Consider the following 14898-nt stretch of genomic DNA (forward strand, 5'->3'; position numbering starts at 1 on the left):
TATATAATTTACTCTATACTAAACGAAAATTCTCAACTGTGAAAGCTTTGAGTAAGAGTCTATCAAGAAACTTTCTGAATTCATTTGCCAACCCATTTGGTTTGGTGGTTTTGTTGACATTGGTGGTATTTGTCGGTGTTTTTTTTCAAATGGATGACCCAGGTCAGGGAATAGGTCAAAAGGCCGTGGCCATCTTGGGTTTTTGGCATCAGGGATTTTTTAGTCTGGTCGGATTTACCCTGCAAATGATTATGATTTTGGTTTTTGGCTTTTCGCTGGCAGTTTATAAACCGATCAACAGCATGCTGAAAGGGCTTGCAAAAATACCGAATGATCTCAGTTCAGGTGTGGCCTTGGTCGCTACCCTGACCATGGTGGCAGGTCTTTTGAATTGGGGGTTTGGACTGATCATAGGGGCCCTTTTGGCCAGGTTTGTCCAAGAGTCGTTAAGTGAGAAAGGGAAGTTTTCCAATCCTGCATTGTTGGCGGCCACAGGATACCTCGGAATGGGAATCTGGCATGGTGGTTTTTCAGGGTCTGCTCCCTTGACTGTCTCCGGTTCCGATCATTTTTTATTGGAAAAAACCGGTATAATTCCCGTTTCAGACACCCTGTTTTCTTCTTTCAATATTCAGATCACCGGTGGATTGTTTCTGGTGTATCTGGTTTCTGCTTGGTTGATGTCAAATAGGGCCAAATCCGCCACCGAGCGTCCCTTAGCCATTCCAATGAATCCTATTGCTGCAGGTGATGGTCCTCATTTGGCGAGGGTTGTTGGGGCTTTTATGTTGCTTGTGATCTTAGTGGGAATAGTTTGGGGGGTTGAAGAGGGGCTGAGTATGATTTCGCTCAATTGGGTCAATTTTCTTTTGTTTTCCCTTACCCTGGTCGCATTTGGCAGTTGGGATAGATTTATTTTTTCCGTTGGAGAAGGGCTGAAAGCTTCGACAGATATCCTGGTTCAGTTTCCATTTTATGCCGGTATTTTAGGCTTATTGAGTGCCTCCGGAGTGATCTTAAAGCTCTCTTTGTATATTCAATCCCAGACTGGTCCGGAATTATTTCCTTTTCTTTCCTTTTTTTCCTCTGCCTTTGTCAATCTGCTAATTCCTTCAGGCGGAGGTCAATGGGCTATTCAGGGGCCGATATTAATGGAGACAGCCAGCAAGTGGAATTTGGATTATGGCAAGTTGGTTATGGTTTTTTCTTATGGTGACCAAGTGAGCAATTTGCTTCAGCCATTTTGGGCCTTGCCGCTGTTGTCTATTACGGGTGTTTCGGTGAGGAAACTGTTCCCCTATTGTTTTGTATTATTTCTTGTTGGATTTCTTTTCTTGACTCTTGGTATTTGGCTCTTATTTTGATTTTTTCAAGAAGATCCTTCGGTTTAAAATTTGGTTTAGGAACCTTAAGAATGGATTGCGAGTTACCTTTTTAGTCGCTTTTTCCTATATTCGCAAGCGAAAAATTGAACCTTTTATCCACCTAAATATTCAAAAACGATGGCTTTTGATATCGAGATGATCAAAGAGGTGTACGCCCGGTTTCCGGAGCGTATTTCCGCTGCCCGCAAGGCAGTTGGAAAACCACTTACTTTGACAGAGAAAATTCTTTATGCTCACCTGACAGAAGGGCCTGCTAGCCAAGCTTATGGACGAGGAAAATCCTATGTGGACTTTCAGCCCGACCGAGTGGCGATGCAAGATGCCACTGCGCAAATGGCATTGTTGCAGTTTATGCAAGCTGGCCGTGAAAAAGTAGCGGTTCCTTCCACAGTACATTGTGATCACTTGATCCAAGCAGAAGTTGGGGCGGAAAAGGATTTGAACAAGGCAAAAGACAAAAACAGAGAAGTGTATGATTTTCTTGCCTCTGTCTCCAATAAATATGGTATCGGATTTTGGAAGCCCGGTGCAGGTATTATCCACCAGGTGGTTTTAGAGAATTATGCTTTCCCAGGCGGCATGATGATCGGGACAGATTCCCATACCCCAAATGCCGGTGGTCTTGGAATGATCGCGATCGGTGTGGGTGGTGCAGATGCCTGTGATGTGATGGCAGGACTTCCTTGGGAGTTGAAATTTCCAAAACTGATTGGCGTGAAATTGACCGGTAAGATGTCCGGATGGACTTCTGCTAAGGATGTGATCTTGAAAGTTGCGGGTATATTGACTGTGAAAGGTGGTACCGGAGCTATTGTCGAATATTTCGGAGAAGGCGCCCGCTCACTTTCCGCGACCGGAAAAGGCACAATCTGTAATATGGGAGCTGAAATAGGAGCTACGACTTCAATTTTCGGCTACGATGAAAAATCTGCCGCTTACCTTCAGGGAACCGGTCGTGCTGATATTGCTGCTATGGCAGATGCAATTGCAGAACACCTCACTGGTGACGAAGAAGTGTATGCCAATCCAGAGCAGTATTTTGATCAATTGATCGAAATCAACCTTTCTGAATTGGAGCCGCATGTCAATGGACCTTTCACTCCGGATTTGGCTTGGCCAATCTCCAAGTTTGCAGCAGCTGTCAAAGAAAATGGCTGGCCGGCTAAGTTGGACGTGGGATTGATCGGTTCTTGTACCAACTCTTCCTACGAGGACATTTCAAGAGCAGCTTCTCTTGCTCAACAAGCAGTGGATAAAAAACTGAATGCAAAATCTGAGTATACCATTACTCCGGGTTCTGAGCAAGTTCGATTCACGGTGGAGCGTGACGGTTTCTTGGACACCTTCGGGAAAATGGGGGGTGTTGTTTTGGCAAATGCCTGCGGACCATGTATTGGACAGTGGGCTCGTCATGGCGCTGAAAAGCAAGAAAAGAACTCCATCATTACCTCCTTCAACAGAAACTTTGCTAAGCGTGCAGATGGCAACCCAAATACCCATGCCTTTGTAGCTTCTCCTGAGATTGTGACTGCTTTGGCGATTGCGGGTGATTTGACCTTCAATCCATTGACAGATACGCTGACCAACGCAGAAGGACAGCAGGTGAAATTGGATGAGCCAAGAGGTCTTGAGTTGCCCACCAAAGGATTTGCAGTGGAAGATGCAGGATATCAGGCGCCGGCAGAAGATGGTTCTTCTGTTCAGGTATTGGTAAGCCCTACTTCTGACCGACTTCAGCTGTTGGATTCATTCCCTGCTTGGGAAGGAACAGATCTCACTGGCCTGAAGCTGCTGATCAAAGCCAAAGGGAAATGTACCACAGACCATATCTCTATGGCCGGTCCATGGTTGAAATACAGAGGGCACTTGGATAATATTTCCAACAACATGCTCATCGGCGCAGTCAATGCATTCAATGACGCAACCAATAGTGTCAAAAATCAATTGACAGGCGAATATGGAGAAGTGCCTGCCACTCAGCGGCAATACAAGGCCGCAGGAATTGGATCCATCGTAGTTGGTGATGAAAACTATGGTGAAGGGTCTTCAAGAGAGCATGCAGCCATGGAACCTAGATTCCTTGGTGTCAGGGCGATTTTGGTAAAATCTTTTGCCCGAATTCACGAGACAAATCTTAAAAAGCAAGGGATGTTGGCTTTGACTTTTGCCAACCCTTCTGATTATGATTTGATTCAGGAGAATGATTCAATTGACATCGTGGGATTGACTTCCTTTGCACCGGGTAAGCCTCTGCAGATTGTGTTGAACCATCAAGATGGCAGCTCTCATTCCATTCAGGCTAATCATACCTATAACGAAGGTCAAATCGAGTGGTTTAAAGCAGGCAGTGCATTGAACTTGATCAAAGCAAATGCCTAACTTTTATTGAGTATATTAGAAAGCCGTGGTGAGAAATTCACTACGGCTTTTTTTACATCCTATTCCTATGCAAAAATCGGCTCTCTTTGTAATCATCTGCTTGTTCTCAGTTTTTTTTGCCTTACCCACAATTGCACAAAATGAATCGGACGAGCGCTCACTGCTTAATGTGGAAAACGGAATAAGCATTTCCAAAGACTCTCTATTCAAATTGAATTTGAGGTTTCGGATGCAGAATCGTTTCGGAGTAAGGACAGAAAGCGGAGAAGATTTTTCTATTGAGCAGACAGATTTTCGGGTCAGAAGAATGCGATTGAGATTTGACGGATATGTACTCAATCCCAAAATTCAATATTACATCCAGCTGGGATTTTCCAAATCCGATATGGATCTGGATGGAGGGACCTTTGCTCAACCTATTCGGGATGCCATCATATATTATCATTTCAATCGTAATTTTTATGTGGGTTTTGGGCAATCCAAGCTTCCAGGAAATAGGGAGCGTGTGGTCAGTTCGGGAAACTTACAGTTTGTAGATCGATCGATTGCGAACGGGATTTTCACATTGGATCGTGATTTTGGTTTTTTTGCTTATTACACTTTGCCTACAAAAGGAATTGCTCAATATCAATTGAAAGGTGCAATCAATACCGGGGAAGGGAGAAACCCATCTCCCGGAGACAATGGGTTGAGCTACACCGGACGATTTGAGTATCTGCCTTTTGGCGGGTTTCAAAATGCCGGGGATTATTCTGAAGGTGATCTTGAGTTTGAGCCAAATCCCAAGCTTTCTATTGGTTTTTCTTTGAATGTCAATAAAAAAGCAGTGAGATCAAGAGGGCAATTAGGATCTGATCTGTTCCAGCAAAGAGACCAAAAGGTATTCATCCTGGATGCGATGTTTAAATACAGAGGGTGGGGGATGCTGGGCGAATATTTCAATCGTACCTCTTCCGATCCGATCACACAGAATGCTCTTGGTGCTACGCGGGTGGTTTGGGTAGGCAGGGGGCATAATGTTCAACTTAGTAAAATGATTTCTAAGAGATCGGAAGTGGCCATAAGATATGCAGAAGTAATTCCCAGTGAAGAAATCAGAGGTTTTGAAAATCAGGGAGAAGAAGCCACTTTGGGCTATTCAAGATACTTAAACGGGCATAGGATTAAGATCCAGGGAAATTTCGGTTACGGATGGGCAAACAATGAATGGATACTCCGAAATACTTCGAATTTTTGGTTTGGAGTATTTCAAGTAGAGTTTGGAATCTAATTTTATGCAAAAAAATGTATTTATAAATTAAAAAACTTGCTATGAAATACAAATTGCTGTATGTTTACTGCCGTTACGAATGACGTAGAGTCTTTTTGTAACTAAGCACTAGACACAGCACATCAATGCAGGACAAGGGTATAAACAGTACGTTTAAGAAAATCATTTACGAGTCATCGGAAATGGTTTTTTTGGCTGATGACACCTATCCTTATTCCATTTTTTATGCGAATGAATCTTTCGAAGAGCAATTGGGTGAAAATCTTCAGGAAAGAAACCTGGTAGGATTAGGCCTGGATATCAACGCCTACATCTTCAAAGAAGAACTGGTACTTACACACAATCAAAAAGATTATTCTTTCAGATTGGAATTGCCTCAGGATAGTGGCTCCAATTATTTCCTTTTTTATAAAGGGAAAGAAGTGAAAACGCATGGGCTCCCGAGTAAAAAAGAGGCCTATCAGTTTTTTACCTCCAAATTAGATTTAATTGCCATCGGCAAGCATGACCATTTGACGTATTTGAATTCAATGGTTTTGCCGGTGTTAGGCTTCGAGCCTTCCGAACTTCTCCATACAAGCCTATGTCCATTTGTCCATGAAGAGGACCTTGATGCACTTCAGAACTTGTGGAAAACCCATCTCAAATCCCAGGACCCCGCATTTCATACCTTTCGGTTCAAAGGAAAGGATGAAAAATACCGGTATTTGGAATGCTCGATTCAGTTTACTCAAGAATCATTCTTTGTAATCGGAAGAGATGTATCCGGTAAAATAAAAGCTCAGGAGGATGAGCAGGAGTTTTTCTCCTTACTTGATCAACTTCCTGCCTTGGCAAATTCGCTTTCGTGGAAGTTTTCAAAAACATCACAAGAGTTTGACTCAATCCAGGCCGAAGAGCTTTTTTACCAAAAGTTCCTGGTGAGTGAACCTCAACGGGGTCAAGTGAAAAATCAACTGGTAGGTTACCTGAATAGTTTGGATTCTAATTCGGTTACCAAGGGTATTTACCGGGGCGATTTCCAGTTGATTTCAGGTAAAAGAATAGAGGTAATAGTCTTTTTCCCAAAGTCCAATCCATCTGCTCTATGGGGTGTATTTTGGGATAATTCAGCCAAGGAACTTCTAGAAAGGGAAGTTTTGATCCAGAAAGGTATTTGGAACGAAAGTCCTGAAGCATTAATGGTCGTGGATGAGCAAGGGGCTATTAGTTCGATGAACAAAGAAGCCTATCACTTATTTGGTATCGAATCTGACTCCAGAATCAATCACCTCAGTGACCTGAATATCTTTTTTGAGGAAGAAAATCTTTGGTCAGACTGGATATCCAGTTCCAAAGGAACTACCCATACTTCAAGATTTTCTACTTCGTTGATCGGGGAAGAAAAGCCTTCGCTCACCTTAGAGGTGGCCGCTAAAAGGATGAAAATTGATGGAGTAGAATATGTGTTGCTTTCTTTTAGAAATATTACTGATCAGATCAGCCTCGAAAAAACAATAGAGGAAAGCAGTGATTTTTTGATGAATCTCACCGAGCAGGTTCCCGGGGGGCTTTATCAATTGGTATTGAACTCCGAGGGCCAGATGAATTTCTCTTTCCTTTCCAAAGGAATCAATGGAGTACTAGGAATCAGCCAGGAAGAAATCCATCAATTCACCGATATTTCTGCGGCCATAGCTAAAGTCCATCCGCAGGATTTGCCGACTGTGATCATGTCTTCAGTCGCTTCAGCTAAAAAAATGGAACCTTGGCAATGCCAATTCCGGGTGAAGTCGGGCGAGAAAGACGCACCTTATCGTTGGGTATTGGGAGCAGCCCGACCACAGTCTCTCGAAAACGGCGACATGGTTTGGTATGGTTATCTGACCGATATCACCAAGCAGAAGGAGTTTGAATCCAAACTCGACGAAGCGCGACTAGCCGCTGAAAAAGCCAATCAAATCAAGTCTGAATTCCTTTCCATGATCAGTCATGAATTGAGGACGCCTTTAAATGCGATTTCAGGATCAGTGTATTCCCTATTCCATGAAAACCCGACAGATTCTCAGAAGTCTGCTTTGAATACCATCAACTTTGCGGTGGATAATCTGATCATTATGATCAATGATCTGTTGGATTTCCAGAAAATCGAAGCGGGAAAACTGACCATCGAAAACAATCCGTTTCAGCTTAAAGGACTACTTGATCAGATCATCAAAGGACTTTCTTTTCATGCAGCAGACAGCAAAAACAAGCTTAACCTTCATTTATCCGAAGGATTGGATATTGCGGTCAAGGGAGATAAAACCCGCCTTTCTCAGGTATTGAATAATCTGATTACCAATGCTTTGAAGTTTACCCATGAAGGAAATGTGGATGTGAAAGTGGAGCTGCAGGGACAAATAAGAAACAAGGTTAGGGTCTACTTTGAAGTGAAAGATACCGGCATCGGAATCGCTCCGGAAAATCAGGAGAAAATCTTCAATGATTTCGATCAAGTGAGACCTACGTTTAGTACCAAATATGGTGGTACTGGCTTGGGGCTTTCCATTACCCGCAAGTTGTTGAATTTGATGGGAGGAAAAATCGCCCTTGAATCTGCTGTGGGCACTGGAAGTCGATTCTATTTTGATTTGGAGTTTGAGCGAGCCGAAGAAGAACTTGTTCCAACTCAGGACAACAAGAGAAAACCGCTTGCATTTGACAAGCTCCACTTATTGATGGCTGAAGACAATGAAGTGAATGCCTTGGTTTTGGGTAAAATCATCAAGAAATGGGGCTATACCTATGAAAGAGTCGAAAATGGACTCGAGGCAGTCGAAGCCATGAAGACAGGGACTTATGATTGTGTTTTAATGGATATTCAAATGCCCGAGATGGATGGATTTGAAGCTACTTTAGCGATCAAACAATTCTCAGACACTCCGATAATCGCCTTGACAGCTGCGGCCAAACTGGAAATCATGGAGAAAATTGATGAATGTGGTTTTGAGGGATTTGTCGCCAAACCTATCGATGCAGCAGAACTTTTGAAGAAAATCAAGGAAGTGATTTCCGAAAAGAATTACAAAGCCTGAGCTTTTTGATAATACTCCTGAACCAACTCCATATCCGGATAATTTTTCGCTAAATCCGAAAGGTAAGATAAGGCGGACACTTTGTCCCCGGTCATGACATAGTAAATTCCCTTGTTTCGTAAGGCAAAAGGATTCTTGGAATCCATTTGGATACTTTGATTGATCCAATTCAGAGCCTCTTCGGTCTGGTCTAGAAATAAAAGATAAAGCCCTTTATTGTTATAGAAATAAGGTTGCCGATTATCAAGACTAAGCGCTTTTTCTACCGAATTCAATGCTTCTTGGTATTCTTTTTCTTCAAAAAGAATCATGGACCGAAGGTTGTGAAGATTGGGTTCGGAGGGATTTATTTTTTCTGCTTCTTCCAGTTTGATTTTTGCCTGGTCAAATTGCTTTTGATAGAATAGAATTGTTGCGGTATTGACTAGTAGGTCAGAGTTTTGAGGCGCTAGGTTTGACGCCTTCTCAAATGCAGCCAAGGCTTCGGGGAAATTCCTTAGCTTTTCAAAAACAAGTCCGCTTAAGAAGTGTGATTTCCAGTCCTCTGCATTCAAACCCACTAATCGGTTGGCATCTTCTCTGGCTTTGTAAAACTCCCCATTGTCCAGATAGGTAATTCCCCGCTGAAAAATCGCCTCAAAATAATCAGGTCGGATTTGGATGGATTTGCTCAGATCGAGAATGGCTTCCTCCAGCTGATTGAGGCGCAGATGAGCCATGGCCTTGTTGAAATAAGCATCCGCATACAGGGAGTCAATCCGGATTGCTTCTTGGTAAAAACCGATGGCAGACTTGGGATCATTTTCCTCCAGCTTTTCATTTCCTTTTAATAAAAATCTGCCCTTTTTATCTTCCAGACTGTCACAGCCAACTATCCAAAGGGCTATCAGGAGAATACTAATTCGTAGGTTCATCTTCAGTTTTAATCTCGGGTTCTTTTTCCTCTTCCTTCTCTTCACCCAAAAGTAAGGCAAAAGGTTTGGTGGTTTCGGACAAATCAAATATTTCCCTCAAAATTGCCAAGGTTGGGATGACCAAAATCATTCCGGCCACACCCCAGATCGATCCTCCGATCAATAAACCCAAAAAGGTGATGAAGGCATTTAGATTTACATTGCCGCCCACGATTTTTGGAGTCAGAAAATTACTTTCCAGGAGTTGAATGACCTGATAGGCACCCAAGATCAAAACCGGATAAATCAGGCTATCCATCGTCAGAAAAGAATAAATCACAGGCAAGGTAACCCCAATCAATGGACCGATATAAGGGATGATGTTGAGCACCGCACCCAATACTCCGAAAAATACAGCATGTTTCACCCCGATGATCAAATAGGCAATGATATTCAGAATGGCTAAAATGACCATCACTTTGCCCACTCCGGTGATGTAGTTTTGAATTAACTTCCTCAAACTGCCAATTCTTATTTTGACAAGTGCGGGATCTTTGTCCCGATAGATCTCAACCATCATCTGGGTTAGGTGATCCCTGTAAAGCAGGAAAAAAAACATAAAAATCGGAATCAACACCAACCCCGACATGGATCCAATAGCATTGAGAGCAAAGGTGGAAATACTGCTGCTGTTTTGATTGACCAGGTTTAGAAAAACATCAGAGTCGATCTTTTCAGCGAGATTTTCATTGATGCCCAGATTTTCTGACATCCACAGGTCCAACTCGTTGGCAACTGCGATCAGGCGGTCGGACACATTGGTGAAATCCTTGGTAAAGCTGACCATGTTGCCGACAATGAAACTGATCAGACCTGCTACCATCGTGATCATCAGGAGTAAAGATAGGACACAGGTCACAGTTCTGGGAATTCGATACTTTTCCAAAAAATTGCTCAATGGAGTGAACAGAATGGCAAAGAATCCTCCCATAAACAGGGGTACCAACAAGCCTTTTCCCACTATCAGAAAAAAGACCAAGACGATGATAAAGACCATCACGGTCAGTGCTTTTAGGTAGGAAGGGATTTTGAACAATCTATTTTCCATAAGAGCTAATTAAAAGTTGAGGATGATTTCCAATTCTATCCAAGCCAAATTCTCCTTGACAGGGGAATTGAAGACCTGTTTTCAGAGGTATTTTTGATGACCGAAACCATCTGGTTTCGGTCATTTATCACTAACTCTAGTGCGATTTTTTCCTGCCGATATCTTTTGGGATCTCCATCAAAAGATTTTAAAAGTTAAACTTTCAAAATCCAAAATCAAATTACTTCAGCAGGCCACTTCGCTTCAATAAGGCCTCCGGCTTGGGATCTCTCCCTCTAAATCTTCGGTACAAAATGGACGGATGTTCACTTCCTCCAGCAGAAAGGATGTTCTTTTCAAAGGACTTGGCGGTCTCTGGGTCGAACACCCCCTTTTCTAGAAACAGCTCAAAAGCATCGGCATCCAGTACCTCTGCCCATTTGTAACTATAATAACCCGAAGAATATCCCCCCTGGAAAATATGGGAGAAACTTGTACTGACCATCGTACCTTTTACTCTTGGAAGGAGATCAGTCTTTTTTAATATTTCCGATTCAAATTCTTTGATCCCAGTGATCTGATCCGGATTGCTGCTGTGATAAGCCATATCCAACAGTCCAAAGCTGATTTGCCTGACGGTCATATAGCCTTGCTGAAAGTTTGCCGCATTTTTTATTTTTTCGATCAATTCAGCAGGAATGGGTTCTCCTGTTTGATAATGTTTGGCAAACAGGTCCAGGCATTCTTTTTCATAGCACCAGTTCTCAAATATCTGGGATGGGAGCTCCACAAAATCCCAGAAGACGCTTGTTCCTGATAGGCTTTCATAATTTCCTTTAGCCAGCATACCATGCAAAGCGTGTCCAAATTCATGAAAAAGTGTCGTGACCTCATTGAAGGTCAATAGGCTTGGTTTGGTCTTCGTGGGTTTGGTGAAGTTGCAGACGATGGAGATATGAGGCCTATGATCGATTTTTCCTTCCCTAAATTGACCCTTGTAGGAAGTCATCCAGGCGCCATTTCTTTTCCCGGATCTCGGGAAAAAGTCAGCATAAAATACTGCGACAAATTCACCGGACTGATGGTACACTTCATAGGCAGTGACATCCGGATGGTAGACCGGAATGTCGGAACTGGGTTGAAAATTTAGGCCAAAAAGTTTGGATGCCGTGGTGAATACCCCCTCAATCACATGCTCCAGTTGGAAATAAGGACGGAGTAGCTCGTCATCCAAGGCATACTTTTCTTTTTTCAAAAGCTCTGAATAATAGGCGAAATCCCATTTTTCCAGATCTACCAAACCATCTGTTTTTTTGGCAAACTCAGCTACCTCACGAACATCCTCCAAGGCTTTGGGTTTGGCTTTTTCTAAAAGCGATTCCAAAAACTCCATCACTGTTTTGGGATCTTTGGCCATCCGCTCTTCCAAGACAAAAGCAGAGTGACTTTCGAATCCCAAAAGTTTGGCCCGTTGATCTCGAAGTTTTAGGATTTGTAGAATGATTTCCTGGTTATCCAATTCATCTCCCTTGGCCGCTTTAGTGTTGAATGCCAAAAAAAGAGTCTTTCTCAGTTCCCTGTTCTGAGCATAGGTCATTGCAGGGATATAGGAGGGGTAATCCAGCGTGAAAGCCCACTGACCGGGCTGGCCTTTTTCTTCTGCTGTTTGTGCTGCTGCTTCTTTGATTCCCTCCGGAAGGCCTACGATGTCCTCTTCTTTGGATACAAAATGAACAAACCGATTGGTTTCAGCCAACACATGTTCACCAAACTTCAGACTCAATTGAGCCAATTCCTGATCGATTTTCCTCAGGGTTTCGGCTTCCTTGGGATCCAATTTGGCTCCATTTCTGACAAACGACTTATAGGTTTTTTCCAGTAAGGTGCTTTGTTCGGGAGTGAGATGGAGGCTGTTTTTTGCAGCGAATACCTGTGCCACCCGCTTGAAAAGCTCTTGGTCGAGCAGAATATCATTGGAATGCTCCGTTAGGAGAGGAGAAATCTCTCTCGCTAGCTTTTGAATTTCATCATTCGTTTCTGCCGAATTTAGATTAAAAAAAATCGCCGAGATGATGCCCAAACGTTTTCCCCCTCTGTCCAAAGCTTCGATGGTATTTTCAAAAGAGGGTAAGGGTTGAGATTTGATATTTTCAATTTCCTGTTTGGCTTCGGTGATAGCACCTTTGACTGCGGGTAGGAAATGTTCTGGTTTGATCAGGTGAAAAGGAGCGGTATCAAATGGGGTAGTGAAATCAGAAAGAAGTGGGTTGGTCATTTTCAGTGAAAAGGTCAAATTTGAATCAAAGGCGAATTTACCATTTTTGTTTCGACAGATTCCGAGGCGGTGGCCAACTGTGCATTTTTTTCTTGAGAAAGATGCTGGAATAGTATTTCCTGCAAATTTCAATTTTCTCTAAAGGAATTCTTGGCAAGTGATTGACTCCAATCCTGTGTAGCTTTCTCAAAGAAGTAGTCTTGATGGAAGATTGAATACACTTAGTCCACCAGTCTTTCTTCTTCATTGTTCATCCATTCCAAAAAGTACCTAAATGACTTAATTGATGATTGTCTTCTTTATTCTCAATTTCCTATGAAAAAGAACCTGGTGTTTCTGCTATTCTTTCTCGGCATATCCTTTTTCGGCTTGGCTCAAGAGTCCGAGAAACGCTATCGTTATGAAAAAAACGGATCCTTGGTTTGGATTTCATTGATGAATGGAGCGGTTTTGGGAAAAGGCCTGTTATGGAAGGTTTCGGAGGATTCTTTGGAGTTTGTCAATCTGGAATACAAAAACAGAAGCCATTATCTCCCCACTATACCGACACTTAAGCTGCATTATTCAGAAATTTTAGAATTGAAAACGACTCCAAGAGGAGCAATTAAAAAGGGACTGATTTCCGGGGCAGCTATCGGATTGGTTTCGGGATTGGCTGTTGGATTTGCGACTACGGAAAATCCAGATCCTTATACAGTTCAGAGGACATCCAATGGGCTTTGCTTTATTCTTTGTATACCTGGTTCGACTTATGACATGGTAATAGATGAGCCCAGAGATGCTGGAGTGGTCATGGTAAAAACACTGGTAATGACTGGATTGGGAGCTTTGATAGGAGGTATTATGGGAGACAAAAATTCCATTGAGGAAAAAATCGAAGGCTCCAGGGAAAAATACCTTGCCCTGGTTCCGGAATTGGAGAAACAAGCTTATTGGAGCTTGATATCAGCCGAACCCAAACCAAAATGACCAAGTGGTCGAAAAGATTCTAAAAAACATCATTCTGGACTTGGCGAATCAGAAAGAGAATTTCCACCTGATTTGAGCAGGCAAAAAAAAGAGAATGGTTTTTTCATTAAGAAGGTCTTGAAGAGAAAAAATCACTTTAACTGTAATCTGTATATCCGCTTTCATACCAGTAAACTTAGCTAGCTTAAGAAATTTCTCAAAAAGGTGGAAATCAAGAATCCTTCGGTCTTTGGCCATCGGTCTTCCGACCCATTAAACAAAGAGAATTTGGCTGGTGGTGCAATTGCGGACAATCACAAAACATAAAACTATAATCCAATGAAAAAAACGCGACTTGTCTTTCTGATTCTGTGGGTATGGATGACAGTTACCCTTGTGAGAGCCCAGGGTAATTACCCGGAAGAGTATCTTAACCCTCTCACATTCAAATCCTCCGTTTATCTAATGAATGGATCTTTTGTAAAAGGAGTTCTGCACCGAGTTACCCAAGACTCGGTTTGGATAGAGGACACCTCTTCTTCAAAAAAGTCGAGCCTAAGGAGGATTGAAGCAGAATCCATCCAATTGATAAAAGTCCAAAAGGAAGGAAGAGCTAGTCATGGCGCAAAGTCGGGCTTGATTGTAGGGTCAGTTTGGGGAAGTTCTCTAGCCTCCATGATTTTGGTGGGAGGTGGAGCAACCATAGGCGGCGTATTGTCAGTAGTGGCTATCCCGGTTGTATTTGGAGTGATGATCGGAGCAGGGGTTGGATCAGCCGAATGGGACAAAATTCCAATCAACGGAAAAAAGGAAAATCTGATCCTGCATCATCGAAAGCTCCAAGAAGTGACTCGGTATTCCAGTGTCAAGCCCAGGTTTTACGAAGTGATTTCACCAAACCCATAACGGAAAAATGAAACGAATGAACCTTACTTATCTCCACTCTATCCGCAGGAGTATTTGCATGGTGCTATTGATCATTGGGTTTTCTATATCTGTAAATGCTCAGGAAAATCCCCAATTCATCTATAATCCAAAACCATCCGAAGCGAAGGTTTACTTTATCAATGGCATAACGATTAATGGACTTCTGTTTAAAGTCACCGCAGACTCGGTTTATATCAAATTGGCAGGCCATAAGTTTTGGAGAGACCCGCAATTTCCTTCGGAAGTAAGAGGATTTTCAGCCGAACAGATTGACAAGATCCATTTGAAAAGAAACTATAACTTGGCAAAGTCTTATCTCACTGGATTTTCCACAGGTATTATTGGAGGGTCTATAGTCGGTACTCTTCAAAAATATTCCTCTGGATTTACCCCCATGCTTGGAGGTTTTATTGGTTCTGCCGCAGGTCTTTTGGCTTCTACCGCAGTGGGAAATACGTTTGAAATCCTAGCTAATCCGGAAAATCTCCGAGGACATTATCCTTACATAAATCAAAGAGCGATCCTAATGAGAAATTCAGTCACTCCAGATTAAACAAGAAAGAGGCTGCCTCTAACTATCCCTCCGGTCCTTCTCAGCACTTGAACTCTAAGTGTCAGGAAACCAAAAGGAGAATCAGGAGACAGCCTCTTTTATTTAGCTGCAATCTATTTGGTGTT

Annotated in this window: 10 protein-coding genes; 7 read left to right on the forward strand and 3 right to left on the reverse strand. The window is 42.6% G+C overall.

Translation table 11 applies throughout. The features are described from left to right. The first annotated feature begins 47 nt into the window (after window positions 1-47). The 4 genes from CLV31_RS01390 to CLV31_RS01405 all read left to right on the forward strand — a co-directional run bounded on the left by CLV31_RS01390 (window position 48) and on the right by CLV31_RS01405 (window position 8090). Window positions 48-1364 (forward strand): TIGR00366 family protein, encoded by a 1317-nt coding sequence (locus CLV31_RS01390; RefSeq protein WP_146250846.1) that lies wholly within the window; start codon window positions 48-50, stop codon window positions 1362-1364. A 138-nt stretch (window positions 1365-1502) separates the two neighbouring features. Next, window positions 1503-3764, forward strand: a complete 2262-nt coding sequence (locus tag CLV31_RS01395) for an aconitate hydratase (protein WP_111391081.1) — start codon at window positions 1503-1505, stop codon at window positions 3762-3764. Window positions 3765-3831: 67 nt separating this feature from the next. Further along, window positions 3832-5034 (forward strand): porin, encoded by a 1203-nt coding sequence (locus tag CLV31_RS01400; RefSeq protein WP_111391082.1) that lies wholly within the window; start codon window positions 3832-3834, stop codon window positions 5032-5034. Window positions 5035-5159: 125 nt separating this feature from the next. Next, complete coding sequence (locus CLV31_RS01405; RefSeq protein WP_111391083.1) at window positions 5160-8090, forward strand: ATP-binding protein; 2931 nt, start codon at window positions 5160-5162, stop codon at window positions 8088-8090. Here CLV31_RS01405 and CLV31_RS01410 read toward each other — a convergent pair. The 3 genes from CLV31_RS01410 to CLV31_RS01420 all read right to left on the reverse strand — a co-directional run bounded on the left by CLV31_RS01410 (window position 8078) and on the right by CLV31_RS01420 (window position 12345). Beyond that, window positions 8078-9004 (reverse strand): tetratricopeptide repeat protein, encoded by a 927-nt coding sequence (locus CLV31_RS01410; protein ID WP_111391084.1) that lies wholly within the window; start codon window positions 9002-9004, stop codon window positions 8078-8080. The two genes, CLV31_RS01405 and CLV31_RS01410, sit on opposite strands and share 13 nt — an antisense overlap. Beyond that, entirely contained in the window at window positions 8988-10091 is a 1104-nt protein-coding gene (locus CLV31_RS01415) for an AI-2E family transporter (protein ID WP_111391085.1), read from the reverse strand. Before CLV31_RS01415 ends, CLV31_RS01410 begins: the two co-directional genes overlap by 17 nt. A 220-nt stretch (window positions 10092-10311) precedes the next feature. After that, a complete protein-coding gene (locus CLV31_RS01420) occupies window positions 10312-12345 on the reverse strand; it encodes a M3 family metallopeptidase (RefSeq protein WP_111391263.1) in 2034 nt (677 codons plus the stop codon). A gap of 315 nt (window positions 12346-12660) precedes the next feature. On the opposite strand from CLV31_RS01420, the gene CLV31_RS01425 reads away from it, so the two are divergent. The 3 genes from CLV31_RS01425 to CLV31_RS01440 all read left to right on the forward strand — a co-directional run bounded on the left by CLV31_RS01425 (window position 12661) and on the right by CLV31_RS01440 (window position 14773). Further along, window positions 12661-13314 carry a hypothetical protein gene (locus CLV31_RS01425; RefSeq protein ID WP_111391086.1) on the forward strand — a complete coding sequence of 218 codons (654 nt, stop codon included), beginning with the start codon at window positions 12661-12663 and terminating at the stop codon, window positions 13312-13314. Window positions 13315-13758: 444 nt separating this feature from the next. After that, window positions 13759-14199 carry a hypothetical protein gene (locus CLV31_RS01435; RefSeq protein ID WP_146250847.1) on the forward strand — a complete coding sequence of 147 codons (441 nt, stop codon included), beginning with the start codon at window positions 13759-13761 and terminating at the stop codon, window positions 14197-14199. A gap of 7 nt (window positions 14200-14206) precedes the next feature. Further along, a complete protein-coding gene (locus tag CLV31_RS01440; RefSeq protein ID WP_146250848.1) occupies window positions 14207-14773 on the forward strand; it encodes a hypothetical protein in 567 nt (188 codons plus the stop codon). The last annotated feature ends 125 nt before the right edge of the window (window positions 14774-14898 follow it).

Origin of the sequence: Algoriphagus aquaeductus, from assembly GCF_003253485.1 — a bacterium.
GTDB classification, from domain to species: Bacteria; Bacteroidota; Bacteroidia; order Cytophagales; family Cyclobacteriaceae; genus Algoriphagus; species Algoriphagus aquaeductus.